At 59.8% G+C, this 20,226-nt stretch carries 20 protein-coding genes and 1 tRNA gene; 17 read left to right on the top strand and 4 right to left on the bottom strand.

Going from position 1 to position 20,226, the window contains the following annotated elements:
- Positions 1 to 112: 112 nt before the first annotated feature.
- Complete coding sequence (gene proB, locus K0H47_RS00560) at positions 113 to 1,231, top strand: glutamate 5-kinase (RefSeq protein WP_017477809.1); 1,119 nt, start codon at positions 113 to 115, stop codon at positions 1,229 to 1,231.
- 17 nt (positions 1,232 to 1,248) lie between these two features.
- A complete protein-coding gene (locus tag K0H47_RS00555) occupies positions 1,249 to 1,713 on the top strand; it encodes a CreA family protein (protein ID WP_063027020.1) in 465 nt (154 codons plus the stop codon).
- A 100-nt stretch (positions 1,714 to 1,813) separates the two neighbouring features.
- Here K0H47_RS00555 and rpsT read toward each other — a convergent pair whose 3' ends face one another.
- Positions 1,814 to 2,092 (bottom strand): 30S ribosomal protein S20, encoded by a 279-nt coding sequence (gene rpsT, locus K0H47_RS00550; protein WP_003215870.1) that lies wholly within the window; start codon positions 2,090 to 2,092, stop codon positions 1,814 to 1,816.
- Between the two features lie 254 nt (positions 2,093 to 2,346).
- Between rpsT and murJ the strand changes: the two genes are divergently transcribed.
- From murJ to ispH, 6 genes are all read left to right on the top strand, one after another.
- Positions 2,347 to 3,885 carry a murein biosynthesis integral membrane protein MurJ gene (gene murJ, locus K0H47_RS00545; protein WP_219271721.1) on the top strand — a complete coding sequence of 513 codons (1,539 nt, stop codon included), beginning with the start codon at positions 2,347 to 2,349 and terminating at the stop codon, positions 3,883 to 3,885.
- A 118-nt stretch (positions 3,886 to 4,003) separates the two neighbouring features.
- Complete coding sequence (gene ribF / locus K0H47_RS00540; protein WP_076014011.1) at positions 4,004 to 4,942, top strand: bifunctional riboflavin kinase/FAD synthetase; 939 nt, start codon at positions 4,004 to 4,006, stop codon at positions 4,940 to 4,942.
- Positions 4,943 to 4,955: 13 nt separating this feature from the next.
- The gene (gene ileS, locus K0H47_RS00535; protein WP_063027026.1) at positions 4,956 to 7,787 is read left to right on the top strand and encodes an isoleucine--tRNA ligase; all 2,832 of its coding nucleotides are present in this window, start codon (positions 4,956 to 4,958) and stop codon (positions 7,785 to 7,787) included.
- Positions 7,780 to 8,289: a signal peptidase II gene (gene lspA, locus K0H47_RS00530; protein WP_003215877.1), complete on the top strand. Its 510-nt coding sequence runs from the start codon at positions 7,780 to 7,782 to the stop codon at positions 8,287 to 8,289. Before ileS ends, lspA begins: the two co-directional genes overlap by 8 nt.
- 7 nt (positions 8,290 to 8,296) lie before the next feature.
- Positions 8,297 to 8,734: an FKBP-type peptidyl-prolyl cis-trans isomerase gene (gene fkpB, locus K0H47_RS00525; protein WP_003215879.1), complete on the top strand. Its 438-nt coding sequence runs from the start codon at positions 8,297 to 8,299 to the stop codon at positions 8,732 to 8,734.
- Between the two features lie 203 nt (positions 8,735 to 8,937).
- Positions 8,938 to 9,885 (top strand): 4-hydroxy-3-methylbut-2-enyl diphosphate reductase, encoded by a 948-nt coding sequence (gene ispH, locus K0H47_RS00520; protein ID WP_063027028.1) that lies wholly within the window; start codon positions 8,938 to 8,940, stop codon positions 9,883 to 9,885.
- On the opposite strand, the gene K0H47_RS00515 is transcribed toward ispH, so the two are convergent.
- Positions 9,839 to 10,420, bottom strand: a complete 582-nt coding sequence (locus tag K0H47_RS00515; protein WP_219271719.1) for a GspH/FimT family pseudopilin — start codon at positions 10,418 to 10,420, stop codon at positions 9,839 to 9,841. The two genes, ispH and K0H47_RS00515, sit on opposite strands and share 47 nt — an antisense overlap.
- A 219-nt stretch (positions 10,421 to 10,639) precedes the next feature.
- On the opposite strand from K0H47_RS00515, the gene pilV reads away from it, so the two are divergent.
- The 5 genes from pilV (at position 10,640) to thiO (ending at position 13,941) form a co-directional block, all read left to right on the top strand.
- On the top strand, positions 10,640 to 11,116 hold the full coding sequence (gene pilV / locus K0H47_RS00510) for a type IV pilus modification protein PilV (RefSeq protein WP_063027032.1): 477 nt from the start codon (positions 10,640 to 10,642) through the stop codon (positions 11,114 to 11,116).
- The gene (locus tag K0H47_RS00505) at positions 11,113 to 11,820 is read left to right on the top strand and encodes a PilW family protein (RefSeq protein ID WP_093204938.1); all 708 of its coding nucleotides are present in this window, start codon (positions 11,113 to 11,115) and stop codon (positions 11,818 to 11,820) included. Before pilV ends, K0H47_RS00505 begins: the two co-directional genes overlap by 4 nt.
- A gap of 7 nt (positions 11,821 to 11,827) precedes the next feature.
- Entirely contained in the window at positions 11,828 to 12,355 is a 528-nt protein-coding gene (locus K0H47_RS00500) for a PilX N-terminal domain-containing pilus assembly protein (protein ID WP_093204942.1), read from the top strand.
- 12 nt (positions 12,356 to 12,367) lie between these two features.
- The gene (locus K0H47_RS00495) at positions 12,368 to 12,769 is read left to right on the top strand and encodes a type IV pilin protein (RefSeq protein WP_177070207.1); all 402 of its coding nucleotides are present in this window, start codon (positions 12,368 to 12,370) and stop codon (positions 12,767 to 12,769) included.
- A 62-nt stretch (positions 12,770 to 12,831) separates the two neighbouring features.
- Positions 12,832 to 13,941 (top strand): glycine oxidase ThiO, encoded by a 1,110-nt coding sequence (thiO, locus tag K0H47_RS00490; protein ID WP_177070209.1) that lies wholly within the window; start codon positions 12,832 to 12,834, stop codon positions 13,939 to 13,941.
- Here thiO and K0H47_RS00485 read toward each other — a convergent pair.
- Both K0H47_RS00485 and K0H47_RS00480 read right to left on the bottom strand, forming a co-directional pair.
- Positions 13,928 to 14,161 (bottom strand): PP0621 family protein, encoded by a 234-nt coding sequence (locus K0H47_RS00485; RefSeq protein WP_081253077.1) that lies wholly within the window; start codon positions 14,159 to 14,161, stop codon positions 13,928 to 13,930. The two genes, thiO and K0H47_RS00485, sit on opposite strands and share 14 nt — an antisense overlap.
- A gap of 121 nt (positions 14,162 to 14,282) precedes the next feature.
- On the bottom strand, positions 14,283 to 15,308 hold the full coding sequence (locus K0H47_RS00480; protein ID WP_063027044.1) for an outer membrane protein assembly factor BamD: 1,026 nt from the start codon (positions 15,306 to 15,308) through the stop codon (positions 14,283 to 14,285).
- Positions 15,309 to 15,457: 149 nt separating this feature from the next.
- Here K0H47_RS00480 and rluD point away from each other — a divergent pair, with 149 nt between their 5' ends.
- From rluD to K0H47_RS00460, 4 genes are all read left to right on the top strand, one after another.
- Positions 15,458 to 16,420, top strand: coding sequence for a 23S rRNA pseudouridine(1911/1915/1917) synthase RluD (rluD, locus tag K0H47_RS00475; RefSeq protein WP_003215899.1), 963 nt, complete (start codon positions 15,458 to 15,460; stop codon positions 16,418 to 16,420).
- The gene (gene pgeF, locus K0H47_RS00470) at positions 16,417 to 17,142 is read left to right on the top strand and encodes a peptidoglycan editing factor PgeF (RefSeq protein WP_093204948.1); all 726 of its coding nucleotides are present in this window, start codon (positions 16,417 to 16,419) and stop codon (positions 17,140 to 17,142) included. The genes rluD and pgeF overlap by 4 nt, the downstream gene beginning before the upstream one ends.
- A gap of 135 nt (positions 17,143 to 17,277) precedes the next feature.
- Positions 17,278 to 19,842, top strand: a complete 2,565-nt coding sequence (gene clpB, locus K0H47_RS00465) for an ATP-dependent chaperone ClpB (protein WP_063027048.1) — start codon at positions 17,278 to 17,280, stop codon at positions 19,840 to 19,842.
- Positions 19,843 to 20,142: 300 nt separating this feature from the next.
- Positions 20,143 to 20,218, top strand: a tRNA-Asn gene (locus K0H47_RS00460).
- Positions 20,219 to 20,226 lie beyond the last annotated feature (8 nt).

Below are 20,226 nucleotides of genomic sequence, written 5' to 3'. Positions count from 1 at the left end.
AAACTTAAGCGCCGCTCAATCGAGCGGCGTTTTGGTATCTGGAAATCGGTAGTCACGAATAACGTTATGGGCGGCGCTGGGTCGCGCGGCCCTCTATCTAAGGTTGAAGATGATGCGGAGCAAGGTGACAGGTGCGCAGCGTTGGGTCGTTAAGATCGGTAGCGCGCTGCTGACGGCGGATGGCAAGGGGCTGGATCGTGCGGCCATGAGCGTCTGGGTGGACCAGATGGTGGCCTTGCATGAGGCTGGCGTCGAGTTGGTGCTGGTGTCATCCGGGGCGGTTGCCGCCGGTATGAGCCGCCTTGGCTGGACCGCGCGACCCAGCGCGATGCACGAGTTGCAAGCCGCTGCCGCCATTGGTCAGATGGGCCTGGTGCAGGCCTGGGAGTCCAGCTTTGCCGAGCACGGTCGCCATACGGCGCAGATTCTGCTGACCCATGACGACTTGTCCGACCGCAAGCGCTACCTGAATGCTCGTAGTACGCTGCGCGCCTTGGTTGAACTCAAAGTGATCCCGGTGATCAACGAGAATGACACCGTGGTGACTGACGAGATTCGCTTTGGCGACAACGACACCCTGGCGGCCCTGGTGGCTAACCTGGTTGAAGCCGATTTGCTGGTGATTCTCACGGATCGCGACGGCATGTTCGACGCTGATCCGCGCAATAACCCTGAGGCGCAGCTGATTTACGAGGCGCGTGCCGATGATCCGGCGCTGGATGCGGTGGCTGGCAGTGTCGGTGGTGCCCTGGGGCGTGGTGGTATGCAGACCAAGCTGCGTGCGGCACGGCTGGCAGCGCGTTCCGGCGCGCATACCATCATCGTTGGCGGTCGGATTGAGCGGGTGCTGGATCGCCTCAAGGCGGGCGAGCGCATCGGTACGCTGCTGTCGCCTGAGCGTGGCATGCTGGCGGCGCGCAAGCAGTGGCTGGCAGGGCATCTTCAGACGCGCGGTACCCTGGTGTTGGATGCTGGTGCGGTTTCAGCGTTGTCCCAAGGCAACAAAAGCCTGCTGCCGGTGGGTGTAAAACTGGTCCAGGGCAGCTTCCGCCGTGGCGAGATGGTGGTGTGCGTGGCGCCGGACGGTCGCGAGATTGCCCGTGGCCTGGCCAACTACAGTGCCCTTGAGGCGCAGAAAATCATCGGGCAATCGTCTGATGCGATTGTCGGTCTGTTGGGTTACATGGCTGAGCCGGAGCTGGTTCACCGGGATAACCTGATTCTGGTTTAAGTAAAAAGGAATTCTCGATGCGTGTGATGAAGGGGTTGCTCGGTTTACTGCTAGCGATGCCGTTGCTGGCATCGGCCGAAGAGATTGGCCAGGTGTCGACGGTGTTCAAGTTTGTCGGCCCCAATGACCGGATTGTGGTCGAAGCTTTTGATGACCCAAAGGTGGATGGCGTGACGTGCTACCTGTCCCGTGCCAAGACGGGTGGGGTGAAAGGTGGTCTGGGGTTGGCTGAGGATCGCGCTGAGGCGTCGATTGCTTGTCGTCAGGTGGGCGCGATTCACTTCAAGGGTGAGCTGAAGGACGGGGATGAGGTGTTCAAGGAGCGCACGTCTCTGGTGTTCAAGACCATGCAGGTGGTGCGTTTCCTCGACAAGAAGCGCAATACCCTGGTGTATCTGGTGTACAGCGACCGCTTGATCGAAGGCAGTCCGCAGAACGCGGTGACGGCGATTCCGATCTTGCCGTGGCCTACTGCGCAGTAAGTCTGAAGTAGAGCCGGCATGCCGGCTCTTTTTTTGGCTTGCTCAAATTGCAGGCAATAAAAAACCGACCCTGGGGTCGGTTTTTTAACAAGCTTATCGCTTAGGCTGCAGCAGCAAGGTTCAGAGCCTTGATGTGGCCATTCAGACGACCTTTATGGCGAGCAGCTTTGTTCTTGTGGATGATGCCTTTATCGGCCATACGGTCGATAACTGGCACAGCCAGAACGTAAGCAGCTTGAGCTTTTTCAGCGTCTTTTGCGTCAATGGCTTTAACTACATTCTTGATGTAGGTACGAACCATGGAACGCAGGCTGGCGTTGTGGCTGCGACGCTTCTCAGCCTGTTTTGCACGTTTTTTGGCGGAAGGTGTGTTGGCCACCGTCGAGCTCCTCGAAAGACTTTTTAGGAAATAGCAAACAAAATAGGCCGCGAATCATGCCGATGAGTTGAAGTCTTGTCAAGGGCGTGTGATGCGAACTGCTGAGTGGTCGATCTTAAGAGGCGGGTGATTTATTTCCGGCGCTTGACCTGTAAACTCGCGAGCTTTGGCTCTGTGCTTGTTGCAGGCGCGGAGTATCGCATATGTGGGCCGTTTGTTCGCCTGCTCTTTATCTATAGGCAAAAACTCTTTCAATGAATCTGCTCAAATCGTTGGCCGCTGTCAGCTCTATCACCATGATTTCCCGGGTCCTGGGGTTTGTGCGTGACACGCTGCTGGCACGCATTTTTGGCGCCAGCATGGCCACGGATGCCTTCTTTATTGCCTTTAAACTGCCCAATCTGCTGCGGCGGATCTTCGCCGAGGGGGCTTTTTCCCAGGCCTTCGTGCCGATTCTGGCGGAATACAAGGCGCAGCAAGGGGAGGAGGCAACCCGCACCTTTATTGCCTATGTTTCGGGTTTGCTGACGTTGGTGCTGACGTTGGTGACCATCGCCGGGATGCTTGCCGCGCCCTGGGTGATCTGGGCCACGGCCCCCGGTTTTGCCAATACACCGGAAAAATTCGCCCTGACCACTGACCTGTTGAGGGTGACCTTTCCTTATATATTGCTGATTTCCCTGTCGTCCCTGGCCGGGGCGATCCTCAATACCTGGAACCGTTTTTCGGTGCCGGCCTTCGTGCCGACCCTGCTTAACGTCAGCATGATTATTTTCGCGCTGTTCCTGACGCCGTATTTCGATCCGCCCGTGATGGCCCTGGGTTGGGCGGTCCTGGTCGGTGGCCTGGCGCAACTGCTGTACCAGCTGCCGCAACTGAAGAAGATCGGCATGCTCGTGCTGCCGCGCCTGAACCTTAAAGACACCGGGGTCTGGCGGGTGATGCGCAACATGCTGCCGGCAATCCTGGGGGTTTCCGTCAGCCAGATCTCGCTGATCATCAATACCGCCTTTGCCTCGTTGCTGGTCTCGGGCTCCGTATCGTGGATGTACTACGCCGATCGCCTGATGGAGCTGCCGTCCGGCGTACTGGGCGTGGCGCTCGGCACCATCCTGCTGCCAACGCTGTCCCGCACCTATGCCAGCAAAGACCGCCACGAGTACTCGCGGATTCTCGACTGGGGCCTGCGCCTGTGCTTCGTGCTGGTGCTGCCGTGCGCCGTGGCCTTGGGGTTGCTCGCTGAGCCGCTGACGGTTGCGCTGTTCCAGTACGGCCAGTTCACCGCGTTTGACGCCTCGATGACGCAGCGTGCGCTGATCGCCTATTCCGTCGGCCTGCTGGGCATTATCGTGATCAAGGTGCTGGCCCCCGGCTTTTATGCTCAACAAAACATTCGTACGCCGGTAAAGATCGCGATCTTCACCCTGGTGGTTACACAACTGCTCAACCTAGCGTTTATCGGTCCGCTGAAGCATGCGGGGCTGGCGCTGGCAATCAGTGTGGGTGCCTGCATTAATGCCGGGCTGCTGTTTTATCAGCTACGCAAACAGAAAATGTTCCAGCCTCAGGCAGGCTGGGGTACGTTTGGGCTCAAGTTGGTGGTGGCGGTGGGCACGATGGCCGCAGTGCTATTGGGGCTGATGCACTTCATGCCTGCCTGGGATCAAGGCCATATGCTGGAGCGCTTCATGCGCCTCGGTGCATTGGTGGTCGCTGGGGTGGTGGTGTACTTCGGCATGTTGCTGCTGATGGGCTTCCGTTTACGGGATTTCAATCGCAAGTCGCTGAGCTAGAGACTTTTCGTCGATAAGGCGGTTGTTTTATCGATTCGCGCAAATGGCCTGCGCTGTTGCCTGTCGTCCGGGGCCGGGTGTGGTTATAATCGACCACTTTATGAGCAAGAAGCGCGTTATGCAGCTGGTTCGAGGTCTCCACAACCTGCGCCCCCAGCATCGGGGCTGCGTCGCCACTATTGGCAACTTTGACGGTGTTCACCGTGGCCACCAGGCTATCCTGGCCCGCCTGCGTGAGCGTGCGGTTGAGTTGGGCGTGCCCAGCTGCGTGGTGATTTTTGAACCACAGCCCCGTGAATTCTTTACCCCGGAGACGGCGCCGGCGCGTCTGGCCCGACTTCGGGACAAGCTGCAATTGCTGGCTGAAGAAGGCGTGGACCGTGTCCTCTGCCTGGCTTTCAACCAGCGCTTGCGCAGCCTCAGCGCCGCCGAGTTCGTCGACCGTATCCTGGTGGATGGCCTGGGCGTGCAGCACCTGGAGGTCGGCGACGACTTCCGTTTCGGTTGCGACCGGGTAGGGGATTTCGATTTCCTGCAACAGGCCGGCGTTACCCAGGGTTTTACCGTCGAAGCCGCGCAAACCGTCGAACTGGACGGCCTGCGCGTGAGCAGTACCCAGGTGCGTAACGCCCTGGCCGCTGCCGACTTCGCCTTGGCCGAGCGTTTGCTCGGTCGCCCGTTCCGGATTGCCGGGCGGGTCCTGCACGGCCAGAAGCTGGCGCGCCAACTGGGCACGCCAACCGCCAACGTGCAGCTCAAGCGCCGTCGTGTGCCACTGACCGGGGTTTACCTGGTGAGTGTCGACATCGACGGCCAATCGTGGCCCGGAGTCGCCAACATAGGCGTCAGGCCCACGGTTGCAGGTGATGGCAAAGCCCACCTGGAAGTTCACCTTTTGGATTTTGCCGGTGATTTGTATGACCGGCGTTTGACGGTGGCTTTCCACCAAAAGCTGCGTGAAGAGCAGCGTTTCGCCTCCCTGGAGGCGTTGAAAACGGCGATCAATGCGGATGTCGCCGCCGCCCGTGCACTAGCCGCACCTAGCGCCCATCGCTAATGAAGAGCCTTAAATGACCGACTATAAAGCCACGCTAAACCTTCCGGACACCGCCTTCCCAATGAAGGCCGGCCTGCCACAGCGCGAACCGCAGATCCTGCAGCGCTGGGACAGTATTGGCCTGTACGGAAAGTTGCGCGAGATTGGCAAGGATCGTCCGAAATTCGTCCTGCACGACGGCCCTCCTTATGCCAACGGTACGATTCATATCGGTCATGCGCTGAACAAGATTCTCAAGGACATGATCGTTCGCTCGAAAACCCTTTCGGGCTTCGACGCGCCTTATGTCCCGGGCTGGGACTGCCACGGCCTGCCGATCGAACACAAAGTCGAAGTGACCTACGGCAAGAACCTGGGCGCGGACAAAACCCGCGAACTGTGCCGTGCCTACGCCACCGAGCAGATCGAAGGGCAGAAGTCCGAATTCATCCGCCTGGGTGTATTGGGCGACTGGGCCAACCCGTACAAGACCATGGACTTCAAGAACGAGGCCGGTGAAATCCGCGCCTTGGCCGAGATCGTCAAGGGCGGTTTCGTGTTCAAGGGCCTCAAGCCCGTGAACTGGTGCTTCGATTGCGGCTCGGCCCTGGCTGAAGCAGAAGTCGAGTACGAAGACAAAAAGTCCTCGACCATCGACGTCGCCTTCCCGATCGCCGACGAAGCCAAACTGGCTGAAGCCTTCGGCCTGGCGAGCCTGGCCAAGCCAGCCTCCATCGTGATCTGGACCACCACCCCGTGGACCATCCCGGCCAACCAGGCGCTGAACGTGCACCCGGAATTCACCTACGCCCTGGTGGACGTCGGTGACAAGCTGCTGGTGCTGGCTGAAGAGCTGGTCGAGTCGTGCCTTGCCCGCTACAACCTGCAAGGCTCGGTGATCGCGACCACCACCGGCTCCGCGCTGGAACTGATCAACTTCCGTCACCCGTTCTACGACCGTCTGTCGCCAATCTACCTGGCCGAGTACGTTGAACTGGGCGCTGGCACCGGCGTGGTTCACTGCTCGCCTGCCTATGGCGTAGACGACTTCGTGATCTGCAAGCAGTACGGCCTGGTCAACGACGACATCATCAATCCAGTGCAAAGCAACGGCGTCTACTCGCCGTCCCTGGAATTCTTCGGTGGCCAGTTCATCTTCAAGGCCAACCCGGCGATCGTCGACAAGCTGGCTGAAGTCGGTGCGCTGCTGCACACCGAAACCATCACCCACAGCTACATGCACTGCTGGCGTCACAAAACCCCGCTGATCTACCGCGCCACCGCGCAGTGGTTTATCGGTATGGACAAAGAGCCGACCAGCGGCGAAACCCTGCGCAAGCGTGCGATCAAGGCGATCGAAGACACCAAGTTCGTTCCGGCCTGGGGTCAGGCGCGCCTGCACTCGATGATCGCCAACCGTCCGGACTGGTGCATCTCCCGCCAGCGTAACTGGGGCGTGCCGATCCCGTTCTTCCTGAACAAGGAAAGCGGCGAGCTGCATCCACGTACTGTCGAGCTGATGGAAGTGGTGGCCCAGCGTGTTGAACAAGAAGGCATCGAAGCCTGGTTCAAGCTGGACGCCGCCGAGCTGCTGGGCGACGAAGCGCCGCTGTACGACAAGATCAGCGACACCCTCGACGTGTGGTTCGACTCCGGTACCACCCACTGGCACGTATTGCGTGGTTCACACCCGATGGGTCACGAGACCGGCCCGCGTGCCGATCTGTACCTGGAAGGTTCCGACCAACACCGTGGCTGGTTCCACTCCTCGTTGCTGACCGGCTGCGCGATCGACGATCACGCCCCGTACCGCGAGCTGCTGACCCACGGTTTCACCGTCGACGAGAACGGTCGCAAGATGTCCAAGTCCTTGGGCAACGTGATCGCGCCGCAAAAGGTCAACGACACCCTCGGCGCCGACATCATGCGCCTGTGGGTTGCCTCTACCGATTATTCGGGCGAGATGGCCGTGTCCGAGCAGATCCTGCAGCGCAGCGCCGATGCCTACCGCCGGATCCGTAATACCGCACGTTTCATGCTCTCGAACCTGACCGGTTTCAATCCGGCCACCGACATCCTGCCGGCCGAGGAAATGCTCGCCCTGGACCGTTGGGCCGTGGACCGTACCCTGTTGCTGCAGCGCGAGCTGCAAGAGCACTACGGCGAATACCGCTTCTGGAACGTCTACTCAAAGATCCACAATTTCTGCGTGCAGGAGCTGGGTGGTTTCTACCTCGACATCATCAAGGACCGCCAGTACACCACTGGCGCCAACAGCAAGGCACGCCGTTCGGCGCAAACCGCGCTGTACCACATCTCTGAGGCGCTGGTGCGCTGGATCGCGCCGATCCTGGCGTTCACCGCCGATGAGCTGTGGGAATACCTGCCGGGCGAGCGTAACGAGTCCGTGATGCTCAACACCTGGTACGAAGGCCTGACCGAATTGCCGGCTGACTTCGAACTGGGCCGCGAGTACTGGGAAGGCGTGATGGCCGTCAAGGTTGCCGTGAACAAGGAGCTGGAAGTGCAGCGCGCGGCGAAGGCCGTAGGCGGCAACCTGCAGGCCGAAGTCACGCTGTTTGCCGAGGAAGGCCTGACCGCCGACCTGGCCAAGCTGAGCAACGAACTGCGCTTCGTCTTGATCACGTCTACCGCCAGCTTGGCACCGTTTACTCAGGCTCCGGCGGACGCCGTGGCGACTGAAGTCCCGGGCCTCAAGCTTAAAGTGGTCAAGTCGTCCTTCGCCAAGTGCGCCCGTTGCTGGCACTGCCGTGAAGATGTCGGCGTGAACCCTGAGCATCCGGAAATCTGCGGTCGTTGCGTCGACAACATCTCTGGCGCTGGCGAGGTTCGTCACTATGCCTGAAGCCAGTCGTTTTGGACGCCTGGGCTTGCTCGTGTTGAGCGTGCTGGTGCTGGTCATTGACCAGCTCAGCAAGGCTCACTTCGAAGGCGCCCTGGAGATGTACCAGCAGATCGTGGTGATTCCTGACTACTTCAGCTGGACCCTGGCCTACAACACCGGCGCTGCGTTCAGCTTCCTGGCTGACAGCTCCGGATGGCAGCGCTGGCTGTTTGCCCTGATCGCCGTAGTGGTCAGTGCCGTGCTGGTGGTCTGGCTCAAGCGCCTGGGGCGCAACGACACTTGGCTGGCCGTCGCTTTGGCGCTGGTGCTGGGTGGCGCATTGGGCAACTTGTACGACCGTATTGCGCTGGGCCATGTGATCGACTTTATTCTGGTGCATTGGCAGAACCGCTGGTACTTCCCGGCGTTCAACTTTGCCGACAGCGCCATCACCGTCGGTGCAATCATGCTGGCGTTGGATATGTTCAAAAGTAAGAAAACCGGAGAGACCGTTCATGACTGAACAGGTATTGGCTGAGCAACGCATCGGCCAGAATACGGAAGTCACTTTGCATTTCGCATTGCGCCTGGAGAATGGCGACACGGTCGACAGCACCTTCGACAAGGCCCCGGCGACCTTCAAGGTCGGCGACGGCAACCTGCTGCCGGGTTTCGAAGCGGCACTGTTCGGTTTCAAGGCCGGCGACAAGCGCAACCTGCAGATCCTGCCGGAAAACGCCTTTGGCCAGCCCAACCCGCAAAACGTGCAGATCATCCCGCGTTCGCAGTTCCAGGACATGGAGCTGTCGGAAGGCTTGCTGGTGATCTTCAACGATGCGGCGAATACCGAACTGCCGGGTGTGGTGAAGGCCTTTGATGACGCGCAAGTGACCATCGATTTCAACCACCCGTTGGCCGGGAAAACCTTGACCTTTGATGTCGAAATCATCGACGTTAAAGCGCTGTAACTAACGAAATCGGCCTACTGTAGGCGCGAGCTTGTTGTGGCGAGGGAGCATGCTCCCGTTGGAGTGCGTAGCACTCCAAACTGTTCATCGAGATACACCTGATGTGTCTCGATTGCCCAGGTTGGGGCTGCTTCGCAGCCCAGCGGGAGCAAGCTCCCTCGCCACACAAGTTCTCTCCTACAGGGCAAGACACGAGGCACAGCATGCAAATCAAACTCGCCAACCCCCGTGGCTTCTGCGCCGGCGTGGACCGGGCGATTGAAATCGTCAACCGCGCCCTGGAAGTCTTCGGTCCGCCGATTTACGTGCGCCATGAAGTCGTCCACAACAAGTTCGTGGTCGAAGACCTGCGCAGTCGCGGTGCCATCTTTGTTGAAGAGCTGGACCAGGTGCCGGACGACGTTATCGTCATTTTCAGCGCCCACGGTGTTTCCCAGGCTGTACGCACCGAAGCTGCTGGCCGTGGCCTGAAGGTATTCGATGCTACCTGCCCGCTGGTGACCAAGGTGCATATCGAGGTCGCGCGCTACAGCCGTGATGGTCGTGAATGCATTCTGATAGGCCACGCCGGTCACCCGGAAGTCGAAGGCACCATGGGTCAGTACGACGCCAGCAATGGCGGCGCGATCTACCTGGTGGAAGACGAAAAAGACGTCGCCGCGTTGCAGGTGCACAACCCTGAGAAGCTGGCCTTCGTTACCCAGACCACCTTGTCGATGGATGACACCAGCCGTGTCATCGATGCGTTGCGTACGCGCTTCCCCGCGATTGGCGGGCCGCGCAAGGACGACATCTGCTACGCCACGCAAAACCGCCAGGATGCGGTCAAGCAATTGGCCGACGAGTGCGACGTGGTGCTGGTGGTGGGCAGCCCAAACAGCTCCAACTCCAACCGTCTGCGGGAACTGGCCGAGCGCATGGCCACCCCGGCTTACCTGATCGATGGTGCCGAAGACATGCAGCGCGGCTGGTTCGATGGCGTCGAGCGCATCGGCATCACGGCGGGTGCCTCGGCCCCGGAAGTGCTGGTGCGTGGCGTTATTCAGCAACTGCAGGCCTGGGGCGCCACGGGCGCTGATGAACTGGCGGGCCGTGAAGAAAACATCACTTTCTCCATGCCCAAGGAGCTGCGGGTTCGTTCGCTGCTCTGAGTCCCAAGGTGCCAGCGTATCCCCGGCACAGCGCCTGCTCGGTTTTGTTACTGCGCAGGCTGATGCGCCCGCTGGCCGCCAGCACTATTTGATACAGGCTCAGTTGCTGGTCCGTCGCACACACGTGAACGGTGCCGGCGCTGAAAGCCCCTGCGGAGAGCAATGGTTCACCCAGGCCGCTGAAGCGTATCTGGGTTCTCACCGGCGTATTTCCCACAATCGGTATCTGGCCATTGTCCTGGCGCTCCAGCAGCACCGGGTTCTGATCGTCCAGATGGCCGCGACCGTTCAGGTCCAGTGTTACCCTCCATCCCCGGCTCCAGTCGTCATCCAGCGCATGGATAACCACCGTGCGATTGCGCGCGATGGCTTCCGTACGGGCGTAACGCACCCCTCCGGCGAGGGATTCGGCGGCGTTCTGTCGTCGTTGCGACTCAAGCAACCCCTTGAGGCTCGGCACTGCCAGATTGGCCAGGATGCCGCTCAGGAACAGGCCCAGAATTAGCTCAATCAGCGAGAAACCTCGTTGTGTCATATGCCGTCCCTCCGTGGACGCGGTGTGCTTTTTTCAGTCAGTGCCGGATGGCAGACATAGTTATAGCGCCCAGGCTGGGGCGTTGAATGATGGCCATCCTGTCCAAAGTATTTCCCATTGTTCCGGGGTGCAGCGCTCAGACGAGACCGGCGCTAGTCTTGCCTCGCACCGCAGATTTTCCGCTGCCTTTGATGACCTTCGACACGGATGACGATGGTAATGAACGCTTGCTCCGTAACACCTCGCCACCAACCGACCCAGGCCGGGATGACCCTTATCGAGGTCCTGGTATCTGTGCTGATCCTCGCCGTCGGCCTGCTGGGGGCTGCGGTGATTCAGCTCAATGCGCTGAAATACACCGACAGTTCCAGGATGACCAGCCAGGCCAGTTTCATCGCGTACGACATGCTCGACCGGATCCGCGCCAACTCGGGCGCTGATTACTCTTGGGGGCAGAGCGAGCGTGCGCCCCCCAGTACTTCTGTCGCGAGTGTCCGTGATCTGGACCTGCACGATTTTGAAGCCAACATCGCAGGATTTGCGGGGGAGAGCGCCAAGGGTTCGGTTGCGGTCAATCAGCGAGAGGTGACCATCAGTATCAGTTGGGACGACTCCCGTGGAGCCAAGGCTCAAGGCGCCCGGGAAACGTTCACCCTGACCAGCCGGGTCGCCGTCGACCCGAGGGGGTTGCCATGACCGGCGCTGCTCGCGGTTTCAGCCTGGTGGAGTTGCTGCTTGCATTGGCTCTCGGCCTGCTGCTGATCATGGGGGTGACCCAGATTGCGCTCAGCTCCCGTACCACTCATGCCAGCCAGCGCGCGGCTTCGTTGTTGCAGGATGATGCACGGTTTGTCCTGGGCAAACTGATTCAGGAAATACGCCAGGCAGGCATGTTCGGTTGCCTGTCCACCGCATCAATCAGCAACGCTCCCGCAGGGTTCGACCGCCCCATCGGTTGGAGCTCTACCGGCAACTCTCGGTCCCTGACACTGGTGACCGCTGACGTCGGAGAGGGCGGCAGCAAGCCTGACTGGACGGTGCTTTCCGATTGCACCGGTTCTGCCCAGGCCTATGGAGGAAGCCCGCCGGCAGCGGCACCCGGGCAGATCCGCTTTCCACTGCGCAAGCTGACTTACACCTTCGAAGGCGGGCAATTGAAGCTCAGCACACTGGCAGCCCCGAGCAAGGCGGTACTGGTGGATAACGTGGGGGCTTTCGATATCAGTTTCGGGGTGGCCGGGAAGGCGGGGTCAACGGTTGTCAGCCGATACGACCCTAGCCCCGGTGACGAGTCGCTTATACGCAGTGTGCGGGTTCTGCTGACGCTTCAAGACCCAAATGGGCTCGTGAAAGACCAGACCTACAGCGTTGTAGCTGCGCTACGTAATCGTCTGGAGTAGCTCGCCCATGGGTTATAACCGCTCTCGTTCGAGGCAGGCAGGCATGGTTTTGCTGATCAGCCTGGTGTTCCTGCTGTTGTTGGCGCTCCTCGGGGTGTCTTCGATGCAGGGGGCCATCTCGCAAGAAAAAATGACCGGCAGCGTTCGACAGCGCAATCAGTCGTTTCAGCTGGCCGAAAGCGGCCTCAGGCTTGGAGAGTCCGTGGTGCAGGCGCCTGGTTTTGCCCTGCGTCCTTGCCACTCAACTGTTGCGTGTGCACCCCCTCCCGAGTCGGTTTCGGTAGTGGGACCAGGGACGAACCCCGTGTCGGCTGTCACGTGGGTGGGGATGAAAGATGGCGTTTACGGTATTCAAAACCTGGGGCAGGGGATGGGCTTGGCTCATCTCCCGGCAGAGACCCAAGCCACCCTTTATCGAGTGACGTCGGTGGGAATCAGCGGTCATTCGCGTTCCGTCCTGGAGACGGTGTATGCGCGCGTGGGCAGCGGCGCCGGTGAGCGTTTTCGACGAATCATGTGGCGACAACTTCAATAGGTGAGCAGCACGATGAGCAAGGATTGCACTGGTTTCACCCTGATCGAATTATTGGTCGCCGTGGCGATCATCGGCCTTCTGGTTAGCGTCGCCTATCCCGGCTATACGAGCCATATGAAAAAGGTCTATCGCGCCGAAATTGCCGGGTTGCTGACCGAGCAAGCTCAGTACCTTGAGCGTTATTACTCGAGGAATGGCACTTTTATTGATGCAACTGGCGTCATCGCCGGCAACGATCGCTATAGAATCACTCCTGCATTGAACCCTCAGGATTTCGTTCTGCTTGCCACGCCCGCAGTTGACTCGGTGATGGCGGGCGATCCCTGTGCAGCCTTCAGCCTCACCAGTGCCGGTGCGCGAAGCAATCCGGGCGCCGCGCCTGATATGACGCACAAGGCGTGCTGGGGGCAATGATGAGGAAGCTGGACGATTGGGCGCCGGGCGTGCCTTTTTCTTTTTATCGGCTGGATCGAACAATGGCTAAGCAACAGCAAGTAGTGGTTGTGGGTGGTGGGGTAATCGGCTTGTTGACGGCGTTCAACCTGGCGTCCCAGGGGCAGGTGGTTGTGCTGCTGGATCGCTCCGCGGTCGGGCAGGAGTCTTCCTGGGCTGGCGGCGGTATTGTTTCCCCGCTGTACCCATGGCGCTATAGCCCGGCGGTGACGGCCCTGGCGCACTGGTCCCAGGATTTTTACCCGCAATTGGCAGCGCGTCTGTTCGCGGCTACCGGCGTTGACCCGGAAGTCCACACCACTGGCCTGTATTGGCTGGACCTGGAGGATGAGGCCGAGGCGCTTGCCTGGGCAGCCCGCGAAGGGCGCCCGCTGAGCAAGGTGGATGTTTCCGCTGCCCATGACGCGGTACCGGTGCTGGGTGCCGGTTTTTCCCAGGCGATCTATATGGCGGATGTGGCCAATGTGCGTAATCCGCGGTTGGTCAAATCCCTCAAGGCGGCCTTGTTGGCCCTGCCGGGAGTGACGATTCACGAGCAATGCGCGGTTCAAGGGTTTATTCAGGAGGGCGGTAAGGTTGTCGGGGTGACTACGGCGCTCGGGCCGATCCGTGGCGATCAGGTCGTGCTTGCTGCCGGAGCCTGGAGCGGTGAGTTACTGGGTAGCCTTGGGCTGGTATTGCCCGTGGAGCCGGTCAAGGGGCAGATGATCTTGTACAAATGCGCGTCGGACTTCCTGTCGTGCATGGTCCTGGCCAAGGGGCGTTATGCGATTCCCCGGCGAGACGGTCACATCCTGATCGGCAGTACGCTGGAGCATGAGGGGTTCGACAAGACGCCCACCGATTCCGCACTGGAAAGCCTGAAAGCCTCTGCTGTAGAGCTGATTCCTGCCCTGGCCGATGCCGAGGTGGTGGGGCATTGGGCCGGCTTGCGGCCCGGGTCGCCGGAAGGCATTCCCTATATTGGCAAGGTGCCAGGGTTTGATGGGCTATGGCTCAACTGCGGGCATTATCGCAACGGCCTGGTGCTGGCGCCGGCGTCCTGCCAATTGTTTGCCGATTTGTTGCTGGAGCGTAAGCCGATCATTGATCCGGCGCCGTACGCGCCAGCAGGCCGGATCAACGTTGGATAGATTTCGGCCCTTGCTCCAGATGCGCCTGGGTGCAATACCATTCCTGGCGCTGGCTCAAGGCGCGATCCTGTGGCAGGTGAAGGCCGCAGTGGGCGCAACGAACCATTTGGATCGGGCCTTGCTCGCTGGGCCGCTGCTGTTTGGCGGCCGGGCTTTTGAATTTGCGCCAAAACCATACCGCGGCAGCAATAACGGCGATCCAGAACAGTAGACGAACCATGGTGGGCAGCTTCTCGACAAGGAATGCGGCAGTTTAGCCAAGGACGTGACAGGCGCACAGCGCAATTTTGCGCAATAAAAAAGGGAGCCCAAGAGCTCCCTTTTTGCATCGCGGTCAACAATCAGTCAAAGACACCGAAAGTCATGTAGCTGAACCACGAGCGGTCTTCGTTGTTGCCCAGGGCTTGAGGCCCTTGCTCTTCGATCACGTCGCCGTTTTCGTCACGAGGCTTGAGGTCCGATGGAATCGAATCCTTGGCGTCCTGGTATTGCTTGATGATGTCCTGGTTGGCGCGGGTTTCGCCCGGCGGCAGCGGTGGACGGGACTCGATCAGGCCCAGGGTGTACTTGCTCAGCCACGAACGGTTGTCCGCTTCGGCAACCTGTGGCACGAACTGGCCATCCTTAAGGCTTGGGTGGTCCGGATAGTTGAGCTTCAGGGTTTCCAGGCTGGTGGCCGCCAGGGCGTCCAGGTGCAGGCGCTGGTAAGCCTCGGTCATCACGGCCAGGCCGTCACCCACCGATGGGGTTTCCTGGAAGTTTTCCACCACATAGCGGCCACGGTTGGCGGCAGCGACATAGGCCTGACGGGTCAGGTAGTAGTCGGCTACGTGGATCTCATACGAAGCCAGCAGGTTGCGCAGATAGATCATGCGCTGCTTGGCGTCCGGCGCGTAGCGGCTGTTGGGGTAGCGGCTGGTCAGCTGGGCGAACTCGTTATAGGAGTCGCGGGCAGCGCCCGGGTCACGCTTGGTCATGTCCAGCGGCAGGAAGCGCGCCAGCAGGCCAACGTCCTGGTCAAACGAGGTCAGGCCCTTGAGGTAGTAGGCGTAGTCGACGTTCGGGTGCTGAGGGTGCAGGCGGATAAAACGCTCGGCGGCGGACTTGGCAGCTTCCGGCTCGGCGTTCTTGTAGTTGGCGTAGATCAGCTCGAGCTGGGCCTGGTCGGCGTAGCGCCCGAACGGATACCGCGACTCCAGTGCCTTCAGCTTTGCCGTGGCGCTGGTGTAGCTGTGGTTGTTCAGGTCGGTCTGAGCTTGTTGGTACAGCTCGACCTCGCTCAGGTTTTCGTCGACGACTTCCTTTGTTGACGAGCAAGCAGCAGTCATGGCGAGGATGGCGATCAGCAGCAGGTGTTTCACTTGCATGGCGGCTTGCGTCCCTATGACGGCCGCTGTCTTGGGCGGGGCCGTCCTGTTATGATGAGCGCCCCTTGGAAAGCCTCGGGGCAAAAGACGCCGTATTTAACCACAAGCGCGCAGCCGAAACCAAAGGCTGTGCCACGCCTAGTCTGAGCATGTCCGATAAAATTGAACTTCGCGCAGAGGTGCCGTCCGAATTGGGCGGCCAACGCCTCGATCAAGTCGCCGCACAATTATTCGCTGAGCACTCGCGCTCGCGCCTTTCCGCCTGGATCAAAGACGGCCGCCTGACTGTGGATGGAGCGGTTATCCGCCCGCGAGACATAGTCCATGGTGGTGCGATTCTTGAGCTGACTGCCGAGCAGGAAGCCCAGGGAGAATGGATCGCCCAGGACATTGAACTGGACATCGTCTATGAAGACGACGACATCCTGGTGATCAATAAACCCGCAGGCCTGGTGGTTCACCCGGCCGCCGGGCACGCTGATGGCACCCTGCTCAATGCTTTGCTGCACCACGTGCCGGACATCATCAATGTCCCGCGCTGCGGCATCGTGCACCGCTTGGACAAGGACACCACTGGCCTTATGGTGGTGGCCAAGACCATTCAGGCGCAGACGCAGTTGGTCACACAACTGCAGAGCCGCAGCGTTAGCCGGATCTACGAGTGCATCGTGATCGGTGTAGTAACCGCAGGTGGCAAAATCAATGCCCCGATCGGTCGCCACGGCCAGCAGCGCCAGCGCATGGCGGTGATGGAAGGCGGCAAGCAAGCTGTCAGCCACTACCGTGTGCTCGAGCGTTTCCGCTCCCACACCCACGTGCGGGTCAAGTTGGAAACCGGTCGTACCCACCAGATTCGGGTGCACATGGCGCACATCAACTTCCCGTTGGTCGGAGATCCGGCCTACGGTGGCCGCTTCCGTATTCCCCCGGCGGCCAGTGCAACCATGGTTGATTCGCTGAAAACCTTCCCGCGCCAGGCACTGCATGCACGCTTCCTGGAACTGGATCATCCGACGAGCGGTAAGCGGATGAGCTGGGAATCGCCACTTCCAGACGATTTTGTCTGGTTGTTGTCGCTGCTCAAGCAGGATCGTGAGGCGTTTATCGGATGAGTGACTGGCTGATTCCTGACTGGCCCGCGCCGGCCGGGGTGAAAGCCTGCGTCACTACCCGTGCGGGCGGCGTCAGTGTGGCGCCGTTCGACAGCCTCAATCTCGGCGATCATGTCGAGGACAGCGTCGAAGCCGTTCTCGAAAATCGTCGTCGCCTCACCGATGCCTTCAATATCCAGCCGGCCTGGCTGCGCCAGGTTCACGGTGTGGTTGTGGTTGAGGCTGATCCTGGCCGAACTGCTGAAGCCGATGGCAGTTGGACCAGCACCCCAGGCATCGCCTGCACATCAATGACGGCTGATTGCCTGCCTGCCTTGTTTTGCAATCGCGCCGGCACCCGCGTCGCGGCTGCCCATGCCGGTTGGCGTGGCCTGGCTGCGGGTGTCCTGGAAGCCGCTTTCGAAAGCCTGGATGACGAACCTGGTGAAGTGCTGGTTTGGCTTGGCCCGGCCATCGGCCCGCAAGCCTTTGAAGTGGGCCCGGAAGTGCGTGAAGCCTTTATGCAGCAACTTCCGGAAACGATTGAGGCGTTCGTCCCCAGTCAGAACCCGGGCAAGTTCATGGCCGACATTTACCAACTGGCCCGCCTGCGCCTTGCCGCCCGCGGCGTCACTGCTGTGTACGGTGGCGGCTTCTGTACCGTGACCGATCCCCGTTTCTATTCCTACCGTCGCAACGCGCGCACCGGTCGGTTTGCCTCCCTTATCTGGCTGGAACGCTAGACTCTCCTGACCTGCGTCAACTATCCGTAGCTTGAATCTTCCAGAATCCACCCCATCTATAAGGGTATCTGGCAGGTTTCTTCATTCAGGATGTGTTTGTTCATAGCTCCGGCCTGCTCAAAAGGAAGGTGACTAATGCGTATTGATCGTTTAACCAGCAAATTGCAGTTGGCTTTATCTGACGCCCAATCTCTGGCGGTTGGCCTGGACCATTCAGCCATTGAGCCTGCGCACTTGATGCAAGCGCTCCTGGAGCAGCAAGGCGGTTCCATCAAGCCTTTGCTGATGCAGGTGGGCTTTGACGTCAACAGCCTGCGCAAGGAGTTGAGCAAAGAGCTCGACCAACTGCCGAAAATCCAAAATCCTACTGGCGACGTGAACATGTCCCAGGATTTGGCGCGCCTGTTGAATCAGGCGGACCGCCTGGCCCAGCAGAAGGGTGACCAGTTCATTTCCAGTGAAGTGGTGCTGCTCGCCGCGATGGACGACAACAGCAAGCTTGGCAAATTGTTGCTGGGCCAGGGCGTGAGCAAGAAAGCCCTGGAAAATGCCATCAACAATCTGCGTGGCGGCGAAGCGGTAAATGACCCTAACCACGAGGAGTCTCGCCAAGCGCTGGACAAATACACCGTCGACCTGACCAAGCGCGCCGAAGAGGGCAAGCTCGACCCGGTGATCGGTCGTGACGATGAGATTCGTCGCACCATCCAGGTCCTGCAGCGTCGCACCAAGAACAACCCAGTGCTGATCGGCGAACCTGGCGTTGGTAAAACCGCCATTGCCGAAGGCCTGGCCCAGCGCATCATTAATGGCGAAGTGCCGGATGGCCTTAAAGGCAAGCGCCTGCTGTCCCTGGACATGGGGTCGCTGATTGCCGGCGCCAAGTTCCGTGGCGAGTTCGAAGAGCGCCTGAAATCCCTGCTGAACGAACTGTCGAAGCAGGAAGGGCAGATCATTCTGTTTATCGACGAACTGCATACCATGGTCGGCGCTGGTAAAGGCGAAGGTTCGATGGATGCGGGCAACATGCTTAAGCCAGCACTGGCGCGGGGTGAGTTGCATTGCGTCGGTGCGACCACGCTGAACGAATATCGCCAGTACATCGAGAAGGATGCGGCCCTTGAGCGTCGCTTCCAGAAAGTACTGGTGGAAGAACCGAGCGAAGAAGACACCATCGCCATCCTGCGTGGCCTGAAAGAGCGGTATGAGGTCCACCATAAAGTCGCGATCACCGACGGCGCGATCATTGCGGCGGCGAAATTGAGCCATCGCTACATTACCGACCGTCAGTTGCCGGACAAGGCCATCGACTTGATCGACGAAGCGGCCAGCCGCATTCGGATGGAGATCGATTCGAAGCCCGAAGTGCTGGACCGTCTGGATCGGCGCCTGATTCAGCTGAAAGTTGAGTCCCAGGCCCTGAAGAAAGAAGAGGACGAGCCGGCGAAGAAACGCCTGGAAAAACTCCAGGAAGAAATTGTTCGCCTGGAACGTGAGTATTCGGACCTCGAAGAAATCTGGACCTCGGAAAAGGCCGAGGTGCAGGGTTCTGCGCAGATCCAGCAGAAGATCGAGCAGTCCCGTCAGGAGCTGGAAGCCGCCCGTCGTAAAGGCGACCTGAACCGCATGGCCGAGTTGCAGTACGGGGTGATCCCGGACCTGGAGCGCAGCCTGCAGATGGTCGACCAGCACGGCAAGCCTGAGAACCAGTTGCTGCGCAGCAAGGTGACCGAGGAAGAAATCGCCGAAGTCGTCTCGAAGTGGACCGGTATCCCTGTGTCGAAAATGCTCGAGGGCGAGCGCGACAAGCTGTTGAAGATGGAAAGCCTGTTGCACCAGCGCGTCATCGGCCAGGACGAGGCGGTGATTGCGGTGTCCAACGCGGTACGGCGTTCACGGGCCGGGTTGTCCGACCCGAACCGTCCGAGCGGCTCGTTTATGTTCCTCGGCCCTACCGGTGTGGGTAAAACTGAGCTGTGCAAGGCCTTGGCCGAGTTCCTCTTTGATACTGAAGAGGCCATGGTGCGGATCGATATGTCCGAGTTCATGGAGAAACATTCCGTGGCCCGCTTGATCGGGGCGCCACCAGGCTATGTAGGCTACGAAGAGGGTGGTTACCTGACCGAGGCGGTACGGCGTAAGCCTTACTCGGTGATCCTTCTGGACGAGGTCGAGAAGGCCCACCCGGATGTGTTCAACGTGTTGCTGCAAGTGCTGGAAGATGGCCGCCTGACGGACAGTCACGGACGTACCGTGGACTTCCGCAATACGGTGATCGTGATGACCTCCAACCTGGGCTCGGTACAGATCCAGGAACTGGTGGGTGATCGTGAAGCCCAGCGCGCAGCCGTGATGGACGCGCTGACCAGCCACTTCCGGCCGGAGTTCATCAACCGGGTCGACGAAGTGGTGATCTTCGAGCCTCTGGCGCGGGATCAGATCGCGGGCATCACCGAGATCCAGTTGGGCCGCCTGCGCAGCCGTCTGGCGGAGCGCGAGTTGTCTTTGGAGCTGAGCCGCGAGGCGTTGGACAAGCTGATCGCCGTCGGTTACGACCCAGTGTATGGCGCACGGCCGTTGAAGCGTGCGATCCAGCGCTGGATCGAGAACCCGCTGGCACAGCTGATCCTGTCGGGCAGCTTTATGCCGGGCACCAGCGTCGAGGCGACGGTGGAGAACGACGAAATCGTCTTCCACTAAGCTCGAGTGGTACTGCTATAAGAAGAGGCCCCGCATTGCGGGGCCTTTTTTTTCGATAGGGCGTTGAACTGTAAGGCAAAGGCTTGTAAAGTGCGCCCCGCAGCAACGTCAGCCCAACGGTTTCTTCTCCCCAAGAAGAAATCAGAAAGAAGCGCAAATCATTGTCTTAAAAGCAATTTAAAGGGTTGACAGGGGTTTTTAAGATTGTAGAATAGCGCGCCTCAGAGACACTAACGTAGCGATACGGAAGCGTCGAAGAGAAGGTAACAAGCAACAACGTAACACTTTGAAATATGTAGTTCCGTGATAGCTCAGTCGGTAGAGCAAATGACTGTTAATCATTGGGTCCCAGGTTCGAGTCCTGGTCACGGAGCCAATTTCAAA

Source organism: Pseudomonas sp. Xaverov 83 (genome assembly GCF_019352905.1).
GTDB lineage: Bacteria > Pseudomonadota > Gammaproteobacteria > Pseudomonadales > Pseudomonadaceae > Aquipseudomonas > Aquipseudomonas yamanorum.
Note: the sequence above shows the minus strand (reverse complement) of the source record. Positions and strands in the feature narration are given on the sequence as shown.